The sequence below is a fragment of the Guptibacillus spartinae genome, assembly GCF_028610625.1.
Taxonomy (GTDB): Bacteria; Bacillota; Bacilli; order Bacillales; family Guptibacillaceae; genus Guptibacillus; species Guptibacillus spartinae.
This window is the reverse complement of record NZ_JAQQWU010000017.1, coordinates 14,280-39,390: the sequence shown is the minus strand read 5'-3', so window position 1 is coordinate 39,390 and position 25,111 is coordinate 14,280. Positions and strand designations below refer to the sequence as shown.

Annotated in this window: 23 protein-coding genes and 4 tRNA genes; 1 reads left to right on the top strand and 26 read right to left on the bottom strand. The window is 40.1% G+C overall.

Translation table 11 applies throughout. The annotated features are described in order from the left end of the window. From PQ511_RS20830 to mqo, 4 genes are all read right to left on the bottom strand, one after another. On the bottom strand, positions 1-561 hold the full coding sequence (locus tag PQ511_RS20830; protein ID WP_273853893.1) for a hypothetical protein: 561 nt from the start codon (positions 559-561) through the stop codon (positions 1-3). Positions 562-573: 12 nt separating this feature from the next. Beyond that, complete coding sequence (locus PQ511_RS20825; protein WP_273853892.1) at positions 574-1,761, bottom strand: ParM/StbA family protein; 1,188 nt, start codon at positions 1,759-1,761, stop codon at positions 574-576. A 375-nt stretch (positions 1,762-2,136) separates the two neighbouring features. Continuing rightward, positions 2,137-2,406 carry a DUF4190 domain-containing protein gene (locus tag PQ511_RS20820; RefSeq protein WP_273853891.1) on the bottom strand — a complete coding sequence of 90 codons (270 nt, stop codon included), beginning with the start codon at positions 2,404-2,406 and terminating at the stop codon, positions 2,137-2,139. A 124-nt stretch (positions 2,407-2,530) separates the two neighbouring features. Then, complete coding sequence (gene mqo, locus PQ511_RS20815; protein WP_273853917.1) at positions 2,531-4,054, bottom strand: malate dehydrogenase (quinone); 1,524 nt, start codon at positions 4,052-4,054, stop codon at positions 2,531-2,533. Between the two features lie 390 nt (positions 4,055-4,444). On the opposite strand from mqo, the gene PQ511_RS20810 reads away from it, so the two are divergent. Next, positions 4,445-5,440, top strand: a complete 996-nt coding sequence (locus PQ511_RS20810) for a tRNA dihydrouridine synthase (RefSeq protein ID WP_273853890.1) — start codon at positions 4,445-4,447, stop codon at positions 5,438-5,440. A gap of 188 nt (positions 5,441-5,628) precedes the next feature. Here the strand turns inward: PQ511_RS20810 and yiaA are convergent, their stop codons facing one another. From yiaA to rpsR, 22 genes are all read right to left on the bottom strand, one after another. Continuing rightward, a complete protein-coding gene (yiaA, locus tag PQ511_RS20805) occupies positions 5,629-6,096 on the bottom strand; it encodes an inner membrane protein YiaA (RefSeq protein WP_273853889.1) in 468 nt (155 codons plus the stop codon). A 243-nt stretch (positions 6,097-6,339) separates the two neighbouring features. Further along, positions 6,340-6,819, bottom strand: coding sequence for a 23S rRNA (pseudouridine(1915)-N(3))-methyltransferase RlmH (gene rlmH, locus PQ511_RS20800; RefSeq protein WP_273853888.1), 480 nt, complete (start codon positions 6,817-6,819; stop codon positions 6,340-6,342). Between the two features lie 109 nt (positions 6,820-6,928). Continuing rightward, positions 6,929-7,093, bottom strand: a complete 165-nt coding sequence (locus tag PQ511_RS20795; RefSeq protein ID WP_273853887.1) for a CxxH/CxxC protein — start codon at positions 7,091-7,093, stop codon at positions 6,929-6,931. A 75-nt stretch (positions 7,094-7,168) separates the two neighbouring features. Continuing rightward, a complete protein-coding gene (locus tag PQ511_RS20790) occupies positions 7,169-8,380 on the bottom strand; it encodes a S1C family serine protease (protein WP_273853886.1) in 1,212 nt (403 codons plus the stop codon). Between the two features lie 75 nt (positions 8,381-8,455). Then, the gene (locus PQ511_RS20785; protein ID WP_273853885.1) at positions 8,456-9,250 is read right to left on the bottom strand and encodes an MBL fold metallo-hydrolase; all 795 of its coding nucleotides are present in this window, start codon (positions 9,248-9,250) and stop codon (positions 8,456-8,458) included. Positions 9,251-9,264: 14 nt separating this feature from the next. Beyond that, complete coding sequence (locus tag PQ511_RS20780) at positions 9,265-10,155, bottom strand: two-component system regulatory protein YycI (RefSeq protein WP_273853884.1); 891 nt, start codon at positions 10,153-10,155, stop codon at positions 9,265-9,267. Between the two features lie 4 nt (positions 10,156-10,159). Continuing rightward, positions 10,160-11,527 carry a YycH family regulatory protein gene (locus PQ511_RS20775; protein ID WP_273853916.1) on the bottom strand — a complete coding sequence of 456 codons (1,368 nt, stop codon included), beginning with the start codon at positions 11,525-11,527 and terminating at the stop codon, positions 10,160-10,162. A 2-nt stretch (positions 11,528-11,529) separates the two neighbouring features. Beyond that, a complete protein-coding gene (walK, locus tag PQ511_RS20770; protein ID WP_273853883.1) occupies positions 11,530-13,332 on the bottom strand; it encodes a cell wall metabolism sensor histidine kinase WalK in 1,803 nt (600 codons plus the stop codon). Positions 13,333-13,339: 7 nt separating this feature from the next. Further along, positions 13,340-14,047, bottom strand: a complete 708-nt coding sequence (yycF, locus tag PQ511_RS20765) for a response regulator YycF (protein ID WP_098445599.1) — start codon at positions 14,045-14,047, stop codon at positions 13,340-13,342. Positions 14,048-14,267: 220 nt separating this feature from the next. Further along, positions 14,268-15,668, bottom strand: a complete 1,401-nt coding sequence (locus PQ511_RS20760) for a peptidoglycan DD-metalloendopeptidase family protein (protein ID WP_273853882.1) — start codon at positions 15,666-15,668, stop codon at positions 14,268-14,270. Positions 15,669-15,947: 279 nt separating this feature from the next. Then, positions 15,948-16,023, bottom strand: a tRNA-Phe gene (locus tag PQ511_RS20755). Positions 16,024-16,061: 38 nt separating this feature from the next. Beyond that, a tRNA-Asp gene (locus PQ511_RS20750) sits at positions 16,062-16,137 on the bottom strand. 41 nt (positions 16,138-16,178) lie between these two features. Continuing rightward, positions 16,179-16,255, bottom strand: a tRNA-Met gene (locus tag PQ511_RS20745). 177 nt (positions 16,256-16,432) lie between these two features. Continuing rightward, positions 16,433-16,508 (bottom strand) — tRNA-Lys (locus PQ511_RS20740). Positions 16,509-16,626: 118 nt separating this feature from the next. Further along, positions 16,627-17,064 carry a PilZ domain-containing protein gene (locus tag PQ511_RS20735; protein WP_273853881.1) on the bottom strand — a complete coding sequence of 146 codons (438 nt, stop codon included), beginning with the start codon at positions 17,062-17,064 and terminating at the stop codon, positions 16,627-16,629. 129 nt (positions 17,065-17,193) lie between these two features. Beyond that, a complete protein-coding gene (locus PQ511_RS20730; protein ID WP_224591199.1) occupies positions 17,194-18,480 on the bottom strand; it encodes an adenylosuccinate synthase in 1,287 nt (428 codons plus the stop codon). A gap of 289 nt (positions 18,481-18,769) precedes the next feature. Next, positions 18,770-20,131 carry a replicative DNA helicase gene (gene dnaB, locus PQ511_RS20725; protein WP_273853880.1) on the bottom strand — a complete coding sequence of 454 codons (1,362 nt, stop codon included), beginning with the start codon at positions 20,129-20,131 and terminating at the stop codon, positions 18,770-18,772. Positions 20,132-20,179: 48 nt separating this feature from the next. Next, on the bottom strand, positions 20,180-20,623 hold the full coding sequence (rplI, locus tag PQ511_RS20720; RefSeq protein ID WP_226654139.1) for a 50S ribosomal protein L9: 444 nt from the start codon (positions 20,621-20,623) through the stop codon (positions 20,180-20,182). Continuing rightward, on the bottom strand, positions 20,620-22,596 hold the full coding sequence (locus tag PQ511_RS20715; protein WP_273853879.1) for a DHH family phosphoesterase: 1,977 nt from the start codon (positions 22,594-22,596) through the stop codon (positions 20,620-20,622). Before PQ511_RS20715 ends, rplI begins: the two co-directional genes overlap by 4 nt. Before the next feature lie 15 nt (positions 22,597-22,611). Beyond that, positions 22,612-23,538, bottom strand: coding sequence for a YybS family protein (locus PQ511_RS20710; protein ID WP_273853878.1), 927 nt, complete (start codon positions 23,536-23,538; stop codon positions 22,612-22,614). Positions 23,539-24,420: 882 nt separating this feature from the next. Beyond that, positions 24,421-24,717, bottom strand: a complete 297-nt coding sequence (locus tag PQ511_RS20705; RefSeq protein WP_273853877.1) for an HPr family phosphocarrier protein — start codon at positions 24,715-24,717, stop codon at positions 24,421-24,423. 149 nt (positions 24,718-24,866) lie between these two features. Continuing rightward, positions 24,867-25,103 carry a 30S ribosomal protein S18 gene (gene rpsR / locus PQ511_RS20700; protein ID WP_098445608.1) on the bottom strand — a complete coding sequence of 79 codons (237 nt, stop codon included), beginning with the start codon at positions 25,101-25,103 and terminating at the stop codon, positions 24,867-24,869. Between the last annotated feature and the right edge of the window lie 8 nt (positions 25,104-25,111).

Sequence of the window (25,111 nt, the reverse complement as noted above, 5' to 3'; positions counted from 1 at the left end):
TTATTTATTCATTTTATCAAGAAATCCACCAAGCAAATCATCTACGCTTTCTTCTTCCTCTTCTTCAACTGCTGAGCTTTGCTCTTGTTTCGCCTGCTCCCAATCAAAATTCATCAAGTCATCATCAGACATCGTTGGTAAAGCTTCAACAGGTTCCACTACTTCTGTCTGTCCGACTCTCTCTTCCTGCAAATAGAGCGCCTGATCGATGTCGATTGAATTACTGTTAAAGGATGCTAGAAGAGATGTAGCGCGCACAGGATCTGATAAAATTTGGTAAACGATATTCCCCAAAAGCGCTTCTGAATGCTCATGCTTTAACCAATCTCTTTGAGCTTTGCTCAATCCCTTAGGCAAAGGCACAGTAATCGCATCATTATCGCGTCTAATCGTTTGTGTGACGCCATCAAGAACATATTCTGCAATTCGGCTAGAGAAGTTTCGTCTCTCTTCTTCTTTTAACTTCTGTAGCTGCTTTAGAATATGATCAGGTGTATCAGAGGGAAGGCGAAAGGTGATCGCCTGTCCTCTCTGTATCCCCGTCATCCCCGCCTTTTTCATCAAATCACCCTACTAGTTTTTGACCTTGTGCTTTTCTTCTTTCTTTTCCTGGTGCTGAGGTTTACTATTTTTACGAGTAAAGTCAGAGATCAGCTTGTAATAAGCATTAGACATCATCCAGATGCTTTCTTTCTCATCTTCAAAGAAGTCAATGTTGTACCCATCAAGGTTATTATTTAACGTTTTTAAGTAATCTTTCAAAACAATTGAACCGCCACCAACAAAGTAGCAGATTTCAGATTGAGAGTTCTTCTGCCAAACGTTACGAAGGTGACGATATTGTTTCTTCGCAAGTTCCAAAAGAATACGATCTGTAATATCATGAACACTTGTACGACTTCCGCGCACCATAATGTGATTACGATCGTTCTTCTTCGTAATAATATCAACTACATCACGGCGGCTATCCAGTTCCACGCCGTGCTTTGAGCGAATTTCTTCACGAATCGCTTCAAGTGACTCAGCAACCCCTAGGTTAAAGCCCTGTGCCTTATCATCATCAACGTTTCGGTTTTTAATAACCGCGATATCGGTAGAAAGACCACCGATGTCTTGTATTAAGATGCGCTTGTCGATCAAGTCTTTATTAATGATATTTAGATCGCTGTCCATTACAAGGTTAATGTAAGCAGCAAATCCTTCAGGATAAACTTTTACTTCATCAAATTTAATGTTAACTTTCTTACCCTGATATTTCGGTGTTACAAGAAATTCTACCTGGTGAACAGAACCAAGAAGCCTTGAACGATAACCAACATCTTTTCCTTCTTTTACTTCACGAAGTGGAAGACCTGTTCCAAGCGTGTAATTAGCATCGATCACACCGTTTTGGTTTTTGAAATTCGCTGAGTTCTTTGGGTTAACTGCATCCAAAGCGAGAGAAGCAAACAGCATAACTAGCGTTTGGTCTTCCTCTGACTTTGCACTTCCTGGGTCTAATTCAGTCGGATTGTCACTCTTTGTTGCTAGATTACCAACTCGGTAGATGGCATTGTTATCTTTAAGAGCAGGGGAGTGAACGCGAATATGAATACCATCAAGCGGATCTTTCGTGTCTAGCTCTTCAATTCCAATTACAGGTCGGTCTTCTATATCTCTTGCAATGACGTTTGGTATGTATAGGTCAGATTCGATTTTTCCATAGATTCCTTTTAGTGAGTCGTTACCTACATCGACTGCTGCAATTCTTGAATTACTCATAAAAATAATCCATCCTTTCATATTTAAAATCTAGTATTTCTACTATTACTTTAAAATTTATAGAAATTTTCAAATGAAGTCAATGAGTCATTCTATCTAGTTTACATTTTCGTTTACTTGTACACAATTACGTATACAAGTAAACATTTATTGTATACTAGTGTACTTATTTGTACACATCCCTATAAATCAACAAGTGTACGCATTTGTATACATGAATACGAATAATGATTACAAGTAAACAAATTTGTAATCATGTACACATTATTTGTATACATTAATTTTATCCTTCTCTACTAATCTTTTAATATTCCTTCCTTCTCCTCTGCACAAAAAACAAGACTGCTTAAAAACAGTCTTGTTAATCGAAATGGCCTATATAAAAAAGGCGATACTTATCCAGACCCATGTGTTCAAAATTAGGGAAACAATGCCAGTGACAAGTCCAGATATCGCAAATCCTTTCTTAGACGTGTTTTTTCTACCAATTGCTCCAAATATAATAGCTAAAATGGCAAATGGATAAGGAAGGATCGGAATCCAAAAAAGGACGAGACCGATTATTCCTAAAACCATTGAAGCTACGCCAAGCCCATTGCTTTTCTCAGTCTCAGGATGAGGAGCTGTGTTCATATTTCCTTCCAATTGAAATCCCCCTCTACATTCTGGTTTTACTCTAACTGAATGTATTAAAAGGGGGCTCAAATTATTCCAAAATAAAACAGGTAGCGGTACTTTACCGCTACCTGTTTTATCATATTGATCTAGACTAGCTGTACACAGGCTCTCCTTCTTGAAGACCTAAAGTTTGGGAAATTTTATGATCGATTTCTTTAAATAGCTCAGGATTCTTCTCAAGTGCATATCCATGAGATGGAATCATTTCTTTTATCTTTGGTTCCCATTCTTCTAGGTACTCTGGGAAGCATCGATCAAATACCTCAAGCATAACGTGTACAGCAGTGGAGGCTCCCGGAGAAGCCCCAAGTAAAGCAGCAATGGAGCCGTCAGATGAGGTAACGACTTCCGTACCAAATTGAAGCGTTCCTTTCCCCTGCTCTTCCGTATCCTTAATAACCTGTACTCGCTGACCGGCCACGACAATGTCCCAGTCTTCCTTTTGAGCAGTCGGAATAAATTCACGCAGTTCTTCCATGCGCTTATCCTCTGATAACATCACTTGTTGGACCAAGTATTTGGTTAATCCCATTTCCTTCACACCAGCAGCCATCATCGTTAATACATTATTCGGCTTTACAGAACTAATGAGATCCATATTTGAACCGGTTTTAAGAAATTTCGGAGAAAACCCTGCAAATGGTCCAAAGAGTAAGCTCTTTTTGTTATTAATATACCTTGTATCAAGGTGAGGGACGGACATTGGCGGTGCCCCCACTTTTGCTTTACCGTATACCTTTCCGTGATGCTGTTCGATCACGTCAGGGTTGTTGCAAACCATAAAGAGACCGCTTACTGGGAAGCCCCCAATTTGTTTTGATTCGGGAATACCGGTTTTTTGGAGTAATGGAAGACTACCGCCGCCTCCTCCAATAAACACAAAATCTGCCGTATGATATTCTAGATTATCGTTAGCCATATCTTTTACTTTTACTTCCCAAGTGCCTTCTTTCGTACGCTTAATATCCTCTACGCTATGCTCATACTGCACGTCTACGTCTTCATTTTCTAAGTGTTCAAACATAAGACGAGTTAACGCACCGAAATTAACGTCTGTACCTGTGTCAATTTTAGTGGCAGCAATCGATTCATCAGATGTACGGCCTTCCATAATAAGTGGAATCCATTCCTTAAGCTTTTCAGGATCCTCAGAAAGTTCCATACCATGGAATAATGGATTTCCTGATAACGCTTCCAATCGTTTTTTAAGGAACTTCACATTGTCTTCTCCAAATACAAGACTCATATGAGGAATCGGACGAATAAAGTCCTGTGGCTTTTTAATGAGTCCTTTGTTAACGAAATAAGACCAGAATTGTTTAGAAAGCTGGAATTGTTCGTTAATTTTAACCGCCTTGCTAATATCGATTGAGCCGTCTGCTTTTTCAGACGTATAGTTTAGTTCACATAGAGCAGAATGGCCTGTCCCTGCATTATTCCATTCGTTCGAGCTTTCTTCTCCTGCACTTCCAAGTTTCTCAAACACTTTTACATTCCATTCAGGTGCTAATTCTTTTAATAAAGATCCCAAAGTTGCACTCATGACTCCAGCACCAATTAAGATAACATCTTTACTTTGATTCTTGCTCATGATACCCTTCCTTGTCTCATTTATTTGTAATAAAAAGAATACGCGCTCATGCTCAACTTACAAAAAAGCAAGGCGACACTTAGATACACAACAGGTTCTTCCCTAATTATACCTTATCATAGGCAATATTTATAATTGTAGAAAAAATATCGTTGAATCTAATGCGTTTTTACTAATTTTCACGCCGTATTATAATAGTACTAAGTCTTTTTCCACTATAGACAAGGGTATACTAATACATGAAATGGTTTTAACTGGAATGATTCACAACATATGCTGACTCGTTCCCTTGCACTTTTCGTGCAATACGATTAAAGTATATACTGGTTGAATTTCATAAAATCATAGATTAAAAAACAGTTTACTTTTTAATTTTGGGAATAAGCTTCCCTTAAGGAAAGGGTTCAGATAGATATGAAAGATAATTTTTGGAATGAGCTGCCACGACCGTTCTTTGTTCTAGCTCCAATGGAAGCCGTAACGGATGTCGTTTTTCGTCATGTAGTGAGTGCTGCAGCGAGTCCTGATGTATATTTTACAGAGTTTGCGAATACGGAAAGCTACTGTCATCCAAAAGGAAAAGACAGCTTGCGCGGACGTTTGACGTTCACAGAAGATGAGCAGCCAATCGTAGCCCATATTTGGGGAGATAAGCCGGAATACTTCAAAGAAATGAGCATCGGTATGGCAAAGATGGGCTATCGAGGCATAGATATCAATATGGGCTGTCCTGCTCCTAATGTCGCTCCAAAAGGAAAGGGATGTGGACTGATTCGTCGCCCTGATGTCGCAGCAGATATCATCCAAGCAGCAAAAGCTGGAGGGTTGCCTGTTAGTGTCAAAACGCGTCTTGGTTACACGGAAGTTGAAGAATGGCGCCACTGGCTGAAGCACCTTCTGGAACAGGATATTGCGAACCTTTCCATCCATCTCCGTACAAAAAAGGAAATGAGCAATGTTGACGCTCATTGGGAACTAATACCGGAGATTAAAAAACTTCGTGATGAGGTTGCTCCTGATACACTTCTAACGATCAACGGAGATATTCCTGACCGACAGAAGGGTCTTGAGCTTGTTGAGAAGTATGGTGTGGATGGCGTCATGATTGGCCGCGGCATTTTCCACAACCCATTTGCATTTGAAACTGAGAAGAAAGAGCATACGAGTGAAGAATTGCTTGACCTTCTTCGTTTACAGCTTGATCTACATGATAAATATTCGTCGGAACTAGAAACACGTCAGTTCGTAACACTTCGCCGCTTTTTTAAGATTTATGTCAAAGGGTTCAGAGGCGCAAGTGATTTACGAAATCAACTGATGAGTACTGACTCGACTGACGAAGTACGCGCCCTCATTGATGAGTTTATGGAGAAAGAGGCGTTGAAACAGAATGGGTTTACGGTTTCTTAAGTCATTGTCGAAATAACAAATTTCATTTTTAGAGAGAAAAGCCAATCGTGCTTTCTCTCTTTTTTTATCCTATGAGAGTGAAAAAAAGACACTGGTAACCAACTAACTTTACCAATGCCTTTATCATTTCAAACCACTTTTGTGTGGAACTTCATTTCGAAAGTCGAAAAACAGGTGAATTTCATCGTTTATTTATCTCGATCTCTCGCCACCTGGGTATCGCGAATGTTTTTCTGAATTGTAATGGCTGCAAATAGACTAAGAACAAACGACATACCGTAAAATCCTTTTTCGCTTAGAATAATGCTTCCGGCATTATAAAGCCCGATGCCCATTAAAGCGATCGCTACAATCACAGCAAACCAACTGAGCCCATAGTAGATGCCCGAAACAGGGATATCCTCTTCCTTATCGCGAACCGCTTTTTGCAGAGATACAGCTGCATAAAGTCCAAATACCAATACAGCAAAGTAATATCCCTTCTCATTGAGCTCCATAGAGGCGTTAAATAAGCCAATGAGATACGCAGCTACCCCAATCAGTAAAGCAGCCCAACTAGCCCCTTTAAAAGCGCCTGTCGGTTCTCCTTCTTTTCTCTCCACCTTAATCTTTGATTCCTTTTCGCTCATTATCGGATTTTCGTTCATTTCGGACATTCGCTAGTCCCCCTTTCCTGTCATACAAAATGTAAGTTATTACATATTCCCTATAAGATTCATTATAGCAATTTCCCACAAATTGTCTTTAATAATAGTAAAAGAATAATGAAAAACAACGGAGTAAGATTGACACGCTCAAACAGTCCCATTGAAAAGGGCACGGATCATCCATGATCCGCGCCCTAAGTAATAGTTTCCTATTAGTTTGCTAGTCTTACGTTTTTTCCAAATGAATTAGCTCTATTTATGATACGGTTCCCCTCGATTAATCTTAAACGCACGATACACCTGCTCCACTAAAATCAGCCTCATTAACTGATGAGGAAACGTCATTTTAGAAAAAGAAAGCGTATCGTTAGCTCGTTGAAGAACCTCGTCACTTAAACCAAGTGATCCCCCGATTACAAAGGCCATTTTACTTTTTCCGTACGTCGCCAATTGATCAAGATCATGGGCGAGTTGCTCAGATGTTTTCATTTTTCCGTTAATCGCAAGCGCAATAACATGCGCATCAGCAGAAATTTTAGATAAAATGCGCTCACCTTCCGCTTTCTTAACCTGCGTCATTTCCGTTTCACTTAAATTTTCTGGTGCTTTTTCATCCGGCACTTCAATGACGTCTATTTTGGCGTAAGGTCCTAAGCGTTTTGTGTATTCTTCAATTCCCTGTTTCAAATATTTCTCTTTCAACTTCCCGACCGTTACGATACTGATATTCAAAACTTATCCCCACCTGTGTATGTTTTTGTAAGTCCACAGAAAATAAACAGGTTATCCACAGATTTTATCCACATATACACATTTTTCATCCACATATCGTGACCGAATATTAGTTCGACACCATATATGTTGCGTTATTTTTACAATACTCACATTCTGTGGACAACTTTTCTGAAGCTTTTTCGACTCTTTCTAAAACCGGAAACTGCCCTGTTTCATCAACAGCGACATCCAAAGCCAATTCAACGTGTTCGTCACAACAAAAGATTTTCATCCTACCGTTCCTTTCATGTTTGTTCTCCATTATTTCTTCAAAAGCAAACAGGAGAGTCTCCTCCCCTGCGCTGGTTTACGAATGTTGCTGCTCAGCAAGTGTTACTTCAACCTCTTGCTTTGTCCCTTCACGGTATATAGTTAATTTCACACGATCGCCAATTTCTTTCTTAGTGTAAAGAAACTTACGAAGATCAATGGAATTCTTAATCTTTTTCCCATCCATTGCAGTAATCACATCTAATTCTTTAAGACCCGCAATCTCTCCAGACGATGTAGGGAAGACGCTCATCACGACAACACCATAATCGATCTTTGCAGGTAGCTTAAGCGATTCACTCCAATGGTAAGTTGGAATTTCAGATAATGATTTTGTTCCAATTCCAATTTGAGGTCTTCTCACTTCACCATATGATTCAAGGTCGTTAATAATTGGTTCTGCAATGTTAATCGGAATAGAGAAGCCGATACCTTCTACGCTTGATTGAGCAATCTTCATGGAATTAATTCCGACAAGTTGACCCGAAATGTTAATTAATGCACCGCCGCTATTTCCAGGATTAATGGAGGCATCTGTTTGAATTACGTCAGCATTCCAATCAATCGTGCCATTCTGATCGGTATCGACCGGAAAAGAGCGCTCTGGATTGCTTATGATCCCTTGGGTAACCGTTCCTTCTAAGAAACCTAACGGGTTACCAATTGCAATCGCTGGCTCACCTGGTTTTAACTTATCGGAGTCTCCAAACTCAGCAACCATTTTAACGGCCTCAGAAGGGATTTTAAGCACTGCAAGGTCCATTAGAGGGTCAGTGCCTACGAGCTCTGCTGAAACGCGTTTTTCAGCGTTTAAACTCACTTCTAGCTGTCCTGCACCTTCGACTACATGATTATTCGTTACAACGAAAGCATCTTTGCCCTCTTTTTTGTAAATCACGCCTGAGCCCGCTCCGGCTTCTCCATAATCTTCAGCCCAAAAATCTGTTTTCTGCAAATTAATGACTCCTACTACGGCCTCTCCTACATTCGCAACAGCTGATGTAATGTCATTTGTCACATCGATACTAATATCCTTCGTAATCGATTGCTGTTGTGCCTGAGAATCCGCTTCTTCCTCTTGATGAGGTTCAATATCAGGCAGAACGCCTACATCTGATAGAGCAGGAACAGTAAATAGAATAAGCAGGGCACCGAGGACCGCACCAAATAATCCTGCCATAAAGGCGCCGCCTCGATTTCCTTTCTGCCGTTTTGGTTGATTGTTTTCTTCACCATCATAATAGCCCAAAGTGTTCACCCATCCTTTCAATTAAAAAAGGAGACCGTTCAAGACATTTCTTTTCTATAAACCCTCTGCGAAACTTTATAGTTTTGTTACTAAAGTGGGGGATGCAGGATCAGTATCATATAAGGATAGTTGTTCCCCAACTGCAAATCCATTTTGTTCAAGGGTTTGTTGGACAGAAAGTCTTGCAAGGTCTTTCATGTTATTATCTTTACTTAAATGGGCTAAATAAATACGCTTTGTCTGATCACCAATGATGTCAGAAAGGGCTGCACCGGCATCTTCATTAGACACATGCCCCATATCTCCTAGAATGCGTCGCTTGACGTTCCATGGATACCGCCCCATCATTAGCATATTAATATCATGATTGGACTCAAATACGAGCATATCTGAATTGCGAATTGTTCCTTTAATTCGATCACTTACATAACCAAGATCCGTTGCGATACTGAGCTTTTTTCCTTCATGATGGAAGGCATAAAACATCGGTTCTGCCGCATCGTGTGAGACACCAAAAGACTCCACATCAAGGTCGTCAAACGTTTTTACCGTATCCATATCAAATTGAAATTTCTGTTCAACAGGTATTTCGCCAATTAACCCTGTCATCGCTTCCCACGTTTTGGCATTGGCATAGATTGGGAGCTTGTACCGTCTTGCAAATATTCCAAGACCTTTAATGTGATCGCTATGCTCGTGCGTCACAAGCAACCCATCCAGATCCTTTGGATCGAGATGGGCTTTTGCGAACAATTCTTCAAGTTTTTTTCCACTTAATCCGGCATCGACTAGAAGCTTGTGCTTCTCTGTACCAACATAAATGGCATTCCCCGTGCTTCCACTCGCAAGCACACTAAATTCAAGAGACATAGAACATTCCTCTCCTACTTATCGCTTGTTACCGACTCCGGCTTTGAAGGGTCAGGCTGATCGGTATCCTTCTCATCCTGTCCATTTTCCGTGTTTTCTTCTGGCTCGCTAAACACCGTTTTTTCAATGGCATTTACATAATAATTATCAACTGGATCATCCGTCTTTTTGTTTGAAACGACAACGTGCCACGTTGGAACAAAGACGAACGTATCCCGCTCATCTTCATTTTCAACAGTTGTATAGTAACCAATCGACATATCTTCGACTTTATCATTCAAACCGATATCTTGTTGGTTTAATAGTAATCCAATCGTTTCAGAAGCAGGATCAATTTTACGTTCTTTGCCGATTTTCTGCAGACTTAAATAAGTTTGCGTATAGGAAACAACCTTATCGTCCTCAAGAGTTACAATCAACATGCCTGATTCTTGACTATATATAGGTCGATCCTCAAACGTTTCCACAAAATAAACGATATTAGGGTTATTCTCGGCAGGCCCGTAATATTGATATTTCCCGCCTTCGTAAACATATGTTTCGAGAAAAATCGAGTAAGCAGAACCTACTTTTGGATCACTTATTGGAAAAGGTTTTTTTAGTGTAGAAACTAACTTTTCTTCATCAAGCGTAATATCCTGGCTTGTACCTTCTTCTAAAGTTTTTTCTTCTTTCTCAGTAAATTTATGAACGTCTCCGCTTATAAAAGACATTTTCTCAGATTGAACAGGAAGGTTTTTTTCGTATGTGACGTTTAAATTTTTCAGCTGGTCTTCAATCGTTACCTGTTTTTGTTGTTCGATTTCACTTAATTCCGTTTGCTTTTTAAATAGATCACTTGCCAGAAAGATATTAAAGACTAGGAAGGTTAAGATTAATATCGTTTTCGTTCTATTCCAATCCAACTTCTTACCCTCCCTGTTCATTGCTAATAGATTGCAACGGCGTCCAGGTACCATTCAATTTAACAAACCATTGGGGAATCAGCGAAAAATCATATGTCTGATTTGCTGAACGATCAATTGTATAACCAATTGTCATGTTTTGTATCTCACTTGTTTTAAAGCTTCCTTCTTCTAGTAAGGCCAGAACGTCATCATAACCTGGTAGCTGACGTTCACTCATTTGTTTCGTATACTGGATGATTTTCAACATCCGTTTGTACGTGCTAACATCATTATTTTCTAACGTCACATTTATTTCATCTAAATCTTCTGTAGAAGAGCTATACACAGGGTAACCTTCTGTATAAAGACGGAAAGAGATTTGGTCCGTGTTGTTCTTAGAAGATCTGACCCATTCACTTAGAATATATTTATCATCGTTTAAATCAGTGATCCGAAAGCCAAAATGCTTGTTAATAAACCCATACGCATCTAATATAGGTGATTCGTTTGCGACAAATTGGCTTGTCGTAGATGGCGGATTCTTAAAGATCATATATTCATTATCATAGTTAAACGTTAAATCACGACTTCCATCCGTATAAAGATCTGAAATGTTGTTAAAAGAGTTTTTTTCAACCGTATCTTGTTCAGGAAAAAGCGCTTCTTTAAAATCGACTTCATTGGCTAATTCATCTGTACTCCCACCGAATGAAGCAATCGTTTGACCTTGAATCGGCAAATAAAAAATCGGTGATTTCTTAGATACTTGAAGTTCTTTTGCACGAGCCATCTCCATTTCTTTCGCATCATTACTAGCTATATCAAAAGAGGAAAAGACGTTTGCATACCATTCTTTCATTTCACTCGATGCCTCAATCGTAGCACGCATGCCAACCTGACTCGATGTGTTGAGAAAAACGATCTCATTATTTTTACCAGAAGCAATGGAAGGAATGATAATCCGATCAAATGTTGAAAGGGGAATATCGTCTTTTGATATACTCACTAATTTCTTCAATACATCATTTGAAAGTAAGGTAGGGAAAATAAGTTCAACACTATTCCCTACTCCTTCTAAATCCTCCATATCATTCTCAACTGTGAAGGATTTGATTTTCACACCTGAAATAAAGTTGGTATAAAAATCGTTAATCGTATTGAAATTGAAAGAAGTAAAATGCTGATTATCAATATGGTAAACAAGCTGATTTGGTTTCACCACATCACTGATATTTACATCCTGTATGCCCACTGGACTCGCTTCAGTAGGTGCTGCTTCTTTTTCATATTCAGGTTCAAACGTCCAAATTTGCCAGGTGAGAAATAAACTCGTTAACACAAGAACGTTCAACAAGACTGTCTTAAAATTCTCAAACTGCTTCTTCGTCATTCTCACTTGTCCTCGACCTCCCTTATTCGTTTATAAGGGAGAGTAAAGTAGATCGTTGTTCCTTGTCCCCACTTACTCTCTGCCCAAATATCACCATGGTGGGCATGGATCATTTCCTTGGCAATAGCTAAACCAAGACCCGTTCCCCCGAGCTGTCTGGAGCGGGCTTTATCGACACGATAAAATCGATCAAAAATCTTTGAAAGATTATTTTTCGGAATGCCTACACCTTCATCACTGATACTGATCCGTATCTTTTTACCAATCGTCCAGCACCGGGCGGTAATTGTACCGCCATCTGGGGAGTATTTAATGGCATTCGAAATAATATTATCGAGCACCTGCGTCATTTTGTCTTTATCCACTTGCGTATAAATCGCTACACGAGGGAGCTGTCTACTAATCTCAATGTTATCTCGCTTCGACATTTCAAACCGATCAAGTACATGATCAAACATCTCTACAAAATTGACCTCTGTAAACTCTAGGCGATATTCTTTCTTATCCATTTTAGATAATTGAAGAAGATCGTTTACTAGTCGAATCATTCGTTCTGTCTCATTTTGCGTCACACTTAAGAAGCGAGGAGCAATCTCCGGATCCTGCAATGCCCCATCTTGAAGCGCTTCGAGATAACTTCTCATTGTTGTTAGTGGCGTACGTAGCTCGTGCGACACATTCACAACAAATTCACGGCGCTCCTGCTCGAGCTGCTCTTGTTCAGTAATATCATGGAGAACAGCGATTAAACCGTTAATAGGACCATCCTCTTTATGGATAATGGAAAAGTTAACGCGTATAATAAACGTCTGATGATCATCACTTAAATCTAGAATCATGGAATCAGGGCCATTGTAAACATCATCCCACGTTTTTTCTTCTGAAAACTGAAGAATTTTGTTCAGCGATGTTCCGAGCACCGTTTCACGTGAAACACTCATCATTTCCTCTGCTCGATCGTTCATTAATATAATCATACCTTCTCGATCGGTAGCAATAACGCCATCTGTCATATAAGCAAGAACCGATGTAAGCTTACGACGCTCTCCTTCAGTAATCGCGTTCGCTTCCTGCAACCTACGTGTTAAATCATTAAACGCAAGGGCAAGCTGGCCAATTTCATCCTCACCATATACCTTTACTTTTCGCGTGAAATCTCCGCGGGCCATGACAAGCGCTTGTCTGCGCATATCCGAAATTGGCCTTGTAATTGTTCGAGAAATGATGATGCCTAGTAGCCCGGTTAACACAAGGGCAATAAGAGCGGATTGCGCTAATAAGCTATTGACTTCATCTGCTTGTTCAAAAACTTGATTCATGTTTGCTTGAATATAGACAGCACCAACTGTTGAATTTTTTTCTCCCTTAATAGGATAACTATAAGCGAAGAAGCGCTCTCCTTCACTATCGATCAGGATATTCTCCTTAGATACACCGTTTAAAGCGCTATTCACATAATCATTGGTTGCGCGCGTACCTTCAAGACCATCATCATTAAGCGTCCCGACAACCTGGCCTAATGAATTAACAACGAGTATTTGACGAATCTCGTTTTGTCTAAAATTTCTGATCAAGCTAGTAACTGTATTTTCTTCTTCATCACTCTTACTATTCACTTGATCAGACACATTATCAGCTAGGAGCTCAGCACGATCCCGAATTGAACTCATATAGTTCTGTTGGAATTGATCTTCTAGTTTGTCATTAAAGTAAACCGAAATAAACTGAATTGCCACTAGAATGAGAAGAACATAAACGATTGCAAACTTAAAATGGATGGACTTAAAAAAACCGACCTTTCCCATCTAAAGTTTACTGCTCCTGTTCCGGTTCACGCATATAGTACCCCACGCCACGTCTTGTAATAATCCACGTCGGGTGGCTTGGATTATCTTCTACTTTTTCTCGTAATCGACGTACGGTTACATCTACCGTTCGAACATCACCGAAATAATCATAGCCCCACACTGTTTGTAGTAAATGCTCACGCGTCATCACCTGGCCGATATGCTTCGATAAATAGTGCAACAATTCAAACTCTCGGTGTGTCAATTCAATCGATTCTTCACGCTTTGTCACAAGATAAGCATCTGGGTGAATGGTTAGCGCACCGACTTTTATAAGGGAGTTCGGTGACGACTCTTTCTCTGGCTCCTGCTGACGACGACGCAAATTAGCCTTCACACGTGCAATTAGTTCTCTTGTGCTAAAGGGTTTTGTCACATAATCATCTGCACCAAGTTCAAGCCCTAGCACCTTATCAATTTCGGAATCCTTTGCCGTTAACATAATTATAGGCATTTCGTATTTTTTCCGAACTTCGCGGCAAACCTCCATGCCGTCGCGCTGAGGTAACATGATATCTAAAAGAATCATATCTGGATTCTCTTCCTCTACTTTTGCAATGGCTTCATCGCCATCGTAAGCGCAAACAACTGTAAAGCCTTCCTTCTCTAAATTAAATTGCAAAATATCCGCAATTGGTTTTTCATCATCTACAACAAGAATTTTCTTGTCCATTATGAACGCTCCTTCTTTGATATGACAATATCAATTTACCGTTGATATGAAACATGCATACTTTCATCTATTTTATCATATTATGTAGGTTTTATTACGATCTTCCCTACAGCTCTTCCCTTAACTTCTTGAAGAGAAACGCAATCCCATTCGTATGACGTTCCAAACTCTTGGACAGAAGATCAAAAAGAAACCTCCAGCTCTCACTGAAGGTTCATTTTTAGAGATAATCCATTGGATTCTCTAACTTACCATTTTTATATACTTCAAAGTGAAGATGGATTCCAGTTGAATCACCAGTTGTCCCCATAACACCAATCTTTTCACCTTTTTGAACCGTGTCTCCTACAGATACAGAAATGGAGGCTAGATGAGAATAGGTAGTTTTCATTCCGTTATTATGACTAACAGTGATTTGGTTGCCATACCCACTTCTTTTACCTGCGGCTGTTACTTTACCATTATCAGCCGTTCGAATGGTTTTATCTTTCACACCAGCAATATCAATACCTTTATGGTAAGACCCCCATCGCTCTCCCTGTTTACTAGTAATTGTTCCTCCGACAGCTGGCCAGCCAAACGTCCCCGTTCCTTTAGAAGAAACTTTCTTTGTTCCAATCCATACTTCTTGATCGACAGGTTCTTTCGTTACGTCCTCTTTCACAATATCTTTCTCAACCACCTTACCATTTTCATATTGTTTAGAATAAGTAACAAGCTTCCTTCCTTGTTCTCCATCTTGCTTTAGTTTCTCTTTACCTTTGAGAAGTTTGCTAGTCTTCTTCTCAATCACTTCATAATCAATTTTCTCCGTTTCTTCTACTTCAATCGTTTCTAAAACATCTACAAAACCTTCTTGCTGTAGAACCTTTAGTTCATCACCTTTCTTAATTTCTTCATCGTTTGAAAGATGATTTAATTTTTTAAGTTCTTGTTCCTTCATCTTAAATTTTTCAGCAATTTCTTTAAGCGATTGACCTTTTTTCACTTCATAATCCGTCTCTTTTTCATAACCATTATCCAATAGCGAAACTGCTTTTTGCTCAGATACAATATCCTTTGGATGTACTTCTACTTTATCAATTTTATAAGGAATAGAGAGGTCAACTGCTTCAATAGGGTGGAATGCTTCACCAGAATCTTCAGCGCTTTTAACAGACTTCTTGATTTCCTTTACTTTTTCATCTGATAGAAAAGGTTTCGCATAGGTCCAAAGAGCATCTAACGCTTCGTTTTTGCTCGCAAAGTCTCCAACCCGCTCCCCGTCAAAGGAAAGAGAATAACCCTCACCAATAAACGTGATCTCCTCATCTAATTGATCAAGAGCTTCTTTATTATCATAAGTTGGCTTGAAAAGTCGTTCTGTTACGACTTCCACATCATTCTCAACAGATAGCTTAATACCTTCACTACTTTTTTGTGTCTTAAGTTCTTCAATATTTTGATCTAAAACCGCTCGACTATCAACCGTGCCAATATTTTCTCCATCTATATAAACATGATAAACTGGTTTCATTAAATTATGAACAGACGCTCCAACGGGTTCAATCCAAAGAAGCGAACTGAAGCTTGTAACAATAATGGAAAGCTGTAAGAAACGACGTACATTCATTCTTTTCATGCGACTTCCTCCTGCAATAGCTGAAACTATCTTTTTTACTCACGTTTCGCACTTTATCATAATTAGGAAGTCTCATGGGTACAAGTACTTAACTTGTAATAAAAATGTAGTCTTTTCGTCACGATCGTGGCAAGTCATGGTAACATTCTGGAAGCTTCTTCATAGGTTTCCACCTAAGTCGACAAAGGGTTTACGACAGTAAGAAGTTTCGAAACAAAAAAAACGCATATCCCTCAAAGAGAGATATGCGATATATGTACGTTGTTAATTGAAAAATCATGGTGGCTCCGGACGGAATCGAACCGCCGACACGTGGATTTTCAGTCCACTGCTCTACCGACTGAGCTACAGAGCCATACTAAATTATGTTCATGATCCATTTAATAGATTAAATGGCGGTCTCGACGGGAATCGAACCCGCGATCTCCTGCGTGACAGGCAGGCATGTTAACCGCTACACCACGAGACCAGGTAATAAGTTGATCTTGCTCACTTCCGCAAGGAATAAATTGGTTGCGGGGGCAGGATTTGAACCTGCGACCTTTGGGTTATGAGCCCAACGAGCTACCGAACTGCTCCACCCCGCGACGATATGAGTGTAAATATGCTGCACCTGCTACATAATGCTGTGCACTGTTTCTTCCTCTACAAGGTTATGCTTCGATGCGTATCCGTCGAAACAACTCGATGTTGATTCTTAGATGTAACGCTCGTTGCTCCACCCCGCGATAATACTGTTTCCTCTTCACTATGTAAAAAGAAAATGGTGAGCCATGAAGGACTCGAACCTTCGACCCTCTGATTAAAAGTCAGATGCTCTACCAACTGAGCTAATGGCTCGTCATAAGTATCGTGTAACGACGACAAGATTTATCATATCATTGGAATTCATAAAAAGCAAGCAATCTTAAAAAGAAAATAAAAAAACAGCCATGGAGTAAGTTGATTCCATCTTACTTTACCCCTTTGCCTGTTTATTTAGTCGCTCTTTCATCATTTCACGAATTTCTTGTTTTCGACGATGACGTTTAATAGCAAAACGATTCACTTCTTGAAAGATAAGAGAAGATTCCTTCTCCGTATTAAGTTGAAACTTCACGCCAAAAAACTGACTTGCTCTTGTATTTGGATCGTTAGGATCGTTCGGTTTTCCCCATACGACTTCTCCAGTGATGCGAAAAGGTTCATCGTTTAACTTAATCGAAAACTCCATATTTGTATGCATGGGAACTTCTAGATCTACTGAGAACCCAATACCTTCAAGTCCAATATCATGGATATAAATTTTATGATTGAATTCTGGATCGACAGGTGATTCTTTTTCAATCACTCTCATTCTTGCAGCAAAAGGAACGTCTAATTGCTGTCGAAAAACCTGCCTTTTATTACGACTCATATGCACACCTCATCAAATTTTACCGATTTTGATAATTCAAGTTTATCATAAAAAGTGTTTTTCTGCAGAATTTTCCAACTTCTAAACCTGTAAAAAAAGCTGACAGTTGTATACTGCCAGCTCTGTACATTAAGCAAACACGCCACGTATCATATTAGTTTGATTGCGATCTGGTCCTACTGAGAAGATCGACAATGGAATCCCTGTCAGTTGGGAAACTCGTTCAATGTAGTGACGAGCATTAGGAGGGAGCTCACCTAAATTGTTCACGCCTGTAATATCTTCCGTCCAACCAGGCATTTCTTCATAAACCGGCTCGCATTCAGCCAGTACTTTAAGGCTAGCAGGAAATTCTTCAATGATTTCACCTTTGTATTTATAAGCTGTACAGATCTTAAGTGTTTCAATTCCAGTCAATACGTCAATGGAGTTCAAAGAAAGATCTGTTATACCGCTCACGCGACGTGCATGACGGACAACGACGCTATCGAACCAGCCAACACGACGAGGACGGCCTGTCGTTGTTCCGTATTCATTCCCTACTTCACGAATTTGATCGCCTACTTCGTCATGAAGTTCGGTAGGAAATGGACCATCTCCAACTCTTGTTGTATAAGCTTTTGAAACGCCTACAACATGATTAATTTTACTCGGTCCTACTCCAGACCCTATTGTAACGCCACCAGCAATTGGATTTGAAGATGTAACAAACGGGTACGTTCCCTGGTCAATATCAAGCATAACCCCTTGAGCACCTTCAAAAAGGACGCGACGGCCTTCATCGATGGCATCATTCAGCACAACGGAAGTATCCACGACGTATTTAGCGATCTGTTGCCCATACTCGTAGTACTCCTCAAGAATATCTTCTTTTTTGAAACCTTCTACTTCATACATTTTTTCTAGAAGGCGGTTTTTATCAGTAAGGTTTCGTTCTAATTTCTCTTCAAAAACTTCACGGTCAAGTAGATCGCAGATACGGATACCGACACGTGCTGCTTTATCCATATAAGCTGGTCCGATTCCTTTTTTCGTCGTACCAATTTTATTAGCACCTTTGTATTCTTCTTCAACAACATCAAGCTTTAAGTGATAAGGAAGAATGACATGCGCACGATTGCTTATACGCAGGTTATCTGTATTAATATTACGTTCATGTAAGTATGAGAGTTCTTCGAGAACGGCTTTTGGATCGACTACCATTCCATTTCCAATAACACAAATTTTATCATCATAAAAAATCCCTGATGGAATCAAGTGAAGTTTGTACTTTGTATCATTAAATACAATGGTATGTCCTGCATTGTTTCCACCCTGATAACGAGCGACAACTTCTGCATTTTCAGAAAGGTAATCCGTGATCTTTCCTTTACCTTCATCGCCCCACTGTGTACCTACCACAACTACTGATGGCATTTGAGCACCTCCAGATGCTTCCTTGAATTATTTGTCAGAAGCATACTACTTTTTTAAAAAACCCAGGCTAAGTGTACCAATTAGCTCTTCATAAGTCAACAAACCCGAACAATTATATATATAAAACTAAATATGTTCGTTATTTAATTTTACGAAAACATTTATGAAAATCAATAACGCTCTCTTATTATGCGCATAATTGGTTTTCATAATAAATTTTACGCCCTGTCACTCAGCTATGGTGGTCCTCATTGTAACCAAAGAAAAAAGCCTCGAAAAACGAGGCTTTTTAAGCGCCTGGCGGCATGTCACCTTCTTCATGACGCCTCTCCAGGTTAACGAATTTATTATATTCTTTTACAAACGCAAGCTCGACTGTCCCAACAGGACCATTTCGCTGCTTCGCAATAATAATTTCAATGATATTTTTATTCTCGGATTCCTTATCGTAATAATCATCACGATAGAGAAACGCAACAATATCCGCATCTTGCTCGATACTTCCGGATTCACGAATATCAGACATCATCGGTCTTTTATCCTGTCTCGATTCAACTCCACGTGAGAGCTGAGATAGAGAAATGAGAGGGACTTCAAGTTCACGCGCAATCCCCTTTAGAGATCTTGATATTTCGGAAACTTCCTGTTGTCTGTTCTCTCCAGATCCATTTCCACGAATCAGCTGCATATAGTCAATTAGAATCATACCAAGCCCTTTTTCTTGCTTCAAACGCCTACACTTAGCCCGGATATCACCTACTCGAATACCAGGTGTATCATCGATATAAATACCGGCATTCGATAAGCTTCCCATCGCCATCGTAAGCTTTTGCCAGTCGTCACCTGTTAGTCCACCAGTACGAAGACGTTGAGCATCGATGTTACCTTCCGCACAAAGCATACGCATGACAAGCTGCTCTGCTCCCATCTCAAGACTAAAGATAGCGACATTCTCATCCGTTTTCGTTGCAACGTTTTGAGCAATATTAAGCGCAAATGCTGTCTTACCTACTGAAGGACGAGCCGCTACAATGATTAAATCATTTCGCTGGAAACCTGCCGTCATACGATCAAGTTCAGAAAATCCTGTAGGAATTCCGGTAATGTCACCTGTACTGTTTTGAAGTGTTTCGATATTATCATAAGCTGTTACGAGAACATCTTTAATCGATATAAAGGCTCCAGTATTCTTACGCTGGGAAACCTCCATAATTGACTTTTCGGCTTCTGAAAGAAGATTTTCAATCTCATTCTCTTTGGCATATCCATCAGAGGCGATATCCGTAGCCGCGCGAATCAGTCTTCTTAAGATCGATTTTTCTTCTACAATTTTGGAATAGTACTCAACGTTTGCTGCGGTAGGTACAGAATTAGCTAGATCACTTAAATAAGATACTCCGCCAATTTCCTCAAGAATCTTTAGATCTTGAAGCTCAGATGTAACCGTGACGAGATCGACTGGTTCTCCTTTTTCAGAGAGATCGATCATCACAGAGAATATCTTTTGGTGTGCAGCTCGGTAAAAATCTTCTGGTTGCAGTACCTCTGTTGCTGTTGTAAGAGCATCGATTTCAAGGAAAACAGCACCGATTACCGCTTGTTCAGCTTCTATATTTTGAGGTGGCGTACGATCAGCAAATAAATCACTCATGTTGTTTTCCCCCTGAGCAGTTCGCTATTTTCCACCCGTCATCACCTACTATTGCTCGACCACATGTACTTTAACAGTTGCTGTTACATCATGGTGCAATTTAACGGGTACATTTGTGTAACCGAGGGAACGGATTGGTTCATCTAGTTCAATTTTGCGTTTATCAACTTTGATGTTGTGCTTTTTCAGTTCTTCAGCAATATTTTTACTTGTGATGGAACCAAACAAACGGCCACCTTCACCAGATTTTGTTTCTAATTCCACTTCAAGGCTTTCAATCTTCTCCTTCAACGCTTTCGCTTCGTCAAGCTCTTCCTGAGCTTTCTTATCGTCGCTACGCTGTTTGGCCTTCAATGTTTTCATATTTGCATTATTTGCTTCTAGAGCAAGATTATTCTTTAGCAAGTGATTACGAGCATATCCGTCCGCTACATTTTTCACTTCACCTTTTTTGCCTTTACCTTTTACATCTTCTAAGAAAATCACTTTCATGATTCATCTTCGCTCCCTTCCAAATAGTTATCAATTGTTTCCTTCAGCATTTCCTCAGCTTCTTCAATTGATCCTGAGTCAATTTGTGTCGCTGCATTTGTTAAATGCCCGCCGCCATTCAAGCCTTCCATAATAATCTGGACATTGACTTCTCCAAGCGACCTGGCACTGATGCTAATTTTACCATCATTTCGTTTCGAAATAACGAAAGAAGCAATCACACCGCTCATCGATAGAAGTGTATCTGCAGCTTGCGCAATCAATACCTGATCATAAGTCTGGTCTTTTTCACCAAGCGCAATGGCGATTCCACTTCGGTAAATATGGGATTTCTCTATAATTTTGGCTCTTCTAATATATTGAGCAATGTCTTCTCGTAGAAATTCTTGAACGAGGACAGTATCAGCACCATGCGCCCTCAAATAAGACGCAGCATCAAACGTTCTAGAACCTGTTCTAAGAGTGAAGCTTTTCGTATCCACAATAATACCAGCCAAAAGAGCTGTGGCTTCCATAATGTCCATTTTGAGCCGTTTAGGTTGATATTCAAATAGTTCTGTCACAAGCTCAGCTGTGGACGAAGCATAAGGCTCCATATAGACAAGAACAGGATCTTCTATAAACTCTTCTCCACGTCTATGGTGATCAATAACAACGACGTGATCAAGCTTTTGTAATAGTCGCTCCTCCATCACAAGGGAAGGTTTATGTGTATCTACCACAACTAACAGCGTATTTGGCGTACAGTTCTCAAGCGCATCTTCAGGATCAATAAAACGAGCCCAAAGCTGTTCATTCCCTTCAATCTCTTCCATTAATCTTGAGACACCGCTTGTACGTTGATTTTGATCAAAAACGATTGATCCTTCTTTTCCATTTGCCTGGGCTACCTTAAGAATACCAATGGATGCCCCAATGGAATCCATATCAGGATTTTTATGCCCCATAATAATCACTTGATCACTATCAAGGACAAGCTCTCGTAAAGCATGGGAAATGACTCGAGCTCTTACCCTTGTTCGTTTTTCAATAGGGTTCGTCTTTCCGCCATAAAATTTCACTTTTCCTGTTGTCTGTTTAATGGCCACCTGATCACCACCGCGACCAAGCGCTAAATCCAGACTTGATTGCGCTAATTGCCCAAGTTCGGTTAGCGTACTATGCCCACTTCCAATCCCAATGCTTAAAGTGATTGAAATATTTTCTTTAGAAGTCGCTTCACGCACTTCATCAAGAATTGAAAATTTGTTTTTTTCTAAGTCCTGAAGAATCTTCTGGTTTAAAACAGCGAAGAATTTTTCAGATGAACTACGCTTTAAGAAAATTCCCTGCTCATCTGCCCAGTTATTTAGAATCGATGTAACAGAGCTGTTTAGATTACTACGCACCTGATCACCAAGTCCCTGGGTGACTTCTTCATAATTATCAAGATAGACAATTCCAACAACGGTTTTTTCTTCATTATAAAGACGCTGAATTTCTACCTTTTCACTTACATCAAAGAAATAAAGCAGTCTTTCTTCTTGCTTAAAATACGTTTTGTACTTTCGATCTTGAATCGTTAAGATTTCTTCATTCGCCTCTGATTTTAGAAAGGGAATAATTTGTTCGGAAATATCATTTAAAGAAAGTCCAATCAATTGCTCTTTCTCCATCATGATAGGCAAATAAGGATTTGTCCATTCGATATGATATTCCTCATCATACAGCAAGATCCCAAACGGCATCTCCATTAGAGCCTCGTCTCCAACTTTCTTCACCCGATGGGATAGAGTCGAAACATAATCTCTGAGAGCAGCTTGAAATAAAGACTCAGCTCGAATTGCTGTATAAACAAGAAGCGTCATGACCACTACGCTTCCAATCCCTAATATCCAGTTGTAATAGGTGATGATGCCGATAAACAGGATGGAAATGACGAACAAGGCTACCACATGATAACCATGCCACCGTTTCGTTAAAAACTTTGGCATACTTTCAGCTCCTACCTATGATTTCATTCTCCTTCGCAATTCGAAACCAAGATCAATGATTCCAAGAATAACAACAAATGATGTTAGCGCGAAGCCAAGAAACGTTAACAGAATTGGCACGACGATTGGCCAGCCTTTTTGATGACTAAAAAAGTAAATAACTGCAAGGCCCTGAACAAATATCAAAGCATTGAGTATTGCGTACACATTAATGGCTGCTACGAAGACAGCCGATCCTTCTTCTAATCCTACCATCATAACAATAGTAACAACTAAATAATACCATAAAAAACTCTTCGGAAATGTCCATTCTCGAATTGGCGGGAAGACAGGGGGTTGAAATTTGCCGACTCTCTTTAAGATTGGACCTGAAAGAAGCTGTGAAATAAGGGCAATCACAACACCCATCAGCACAAGACCTGTTGGGATTAAATAGCGCAGTAAACTAATTTGTTCTTTAAGTTGATTAAACTGGCTTGTGTCCTGACCTAACGATTGATAGATTGATTCTGCTTGTTGAAAAGATTGGTTCATCATTTCAACGAGAAGATCGGCTGGGTTTTGACCAATCACGAGTATGCTTGATACAAAAGCCACTAAAAGGCCAATGATGTACGCCAAGCCGCTCCCAACAAGAACAGCAAGCGCCGACTTGCGAATTGAGTACAAATACCCTGCAGTTAATCCTCCAAGCCCTACCGTAAAGGTAAGTGCAAGAGAAGGAAGACCTGCCGTTAAAACGCCTAAAACAAGTGTAACCGCCCACATCACGAATCCACTCTTCAGTCCATTACGAATAACCATCAGTATAAACGGAATAGGAAGAGCCCAAATCGTTAATGAACCTAAGAGCGGTACATAAATTGTAATCACAAACAAAACAGCAAACACGGCTGCAAGCGCAGCCCCTTCAACTAACTGCCTAACAGTCTGATTCTTCAATAGTCTTCTCCTTTTCAGTAAAGCGGAGCGGGCCTGTTTAAATCCGCAGGGTGTTGGAGCCCATGAGATTGAGACGCTTTTTGTCTCATTCGATTGGGCGAAACAACCGGAGGATTTGGCCCGCGCAGCTGGATCAATGTAAAGCGGAAGTGGGCGCTTAGGTCCGACAAGCGCTGGAGCCCTTTCATTTAAACACGGTCTTTGTGTTTGGATGAAAGGATGAAGCGACTCGAGGACCTGCCCACTGCAGCTGGATCGTGTAAAGCGGAAGTGGGCGCTTAGACCCGTCAGGCACTGGAGCCTTGCAACTTGAGCACGGTCTTTGTGTTCGAGTTGCAAGGTGAAGTGACAGAGGGTCTGCCCACTGCAGCTGGATCAGTGTAAAGCGGAGCGGGCCCGTTTAAATCCGCAGGGTGTTGGAGCCCATGAGATTGAGACGCTTTTTGTCTCATTCGATTGGGCGAAACAACCGGAGGATTTGGCCCGCGCAGCTGGATCAATGTAAAGCGGAAGTGGGCGCTTAGGTCCGACAAGCGCTGGAGCCCTTTCATTTGAACACGGTCTTTGTGTTCGGATGAAAGGGTGAAGCGACTCGAGGACCTGCCCACTGCAGCTGGATCGTGTAAAGCGGAAGTGACCGGTTAGGCTCGACAAGCACTGGAACCTTTTTATTTGAACACGGTCTTTGTTTCTTTTAGTCATCTAATATCCTATAAACACAGTAGATCCTTGTAGTTTACCAACCTGTTTAGTGGAAATACAAAAAACGGGTCGAAATCTCCTTACTCCATTGTAAGAATTTCTGCCCGTTTCAGCAAATGTTTCATTAATTTGAATAGTAAGCAATAAGAAAAGGCTGTATTAGTAACAGCCTTTTATGTATTACATAAGAGAGAGCATCTCTTCTTTTTCACTAATCATTTCATTTTGAAGCCACTCTACTAATTGCATAGATGCTTCCTGCGCATCTTCACCGTCCGCAATGACGAGAATTGTATCATTTTCTTTTACGGTAAGATTAAACGTAATGACGCTGGTTAAATTCTTTCCGTTAATGCTATGACCATTCCGATAGAGCGATATGTGACTATGAAACGTTTTTGCTTTCTTTACAAATGCCATAAGAGAATTCATATTAAGCTGTGCAGAAAGCGTTATTGTTGAAGTTTCAACATTCATTATTGTGGTCCTCCTTACGGGATTCTTGTAAAAGTTCTATTCCCTCATCCTATAGGAGTGTAAACCACTTATTCTAAAATCACATTAATCTCTTAGAATAACGTTGTATAGAAAAAAGCAGTAGGACATCATCCTACTGCTTTTCTTACTTACTCACCAAGTACGTATGGTAGTAAAGCCATTTGACGAGCACGTTTAACTGCACGAGTCAATTGACGTTGGTATTTAGCGCTAGTACCTGTTACACGACGTGGAAGAATTTTTCCACGCTCAGATACGAAGCGTTTAAGAAGATCTACATCTTTATAGTCGATGTAAGTGATTTTGTTTACTGTGAAGAAACAAACCTTTTTACGACGACCTCTGCGTCCACCTGGTCTTGCCATGGGTAGTT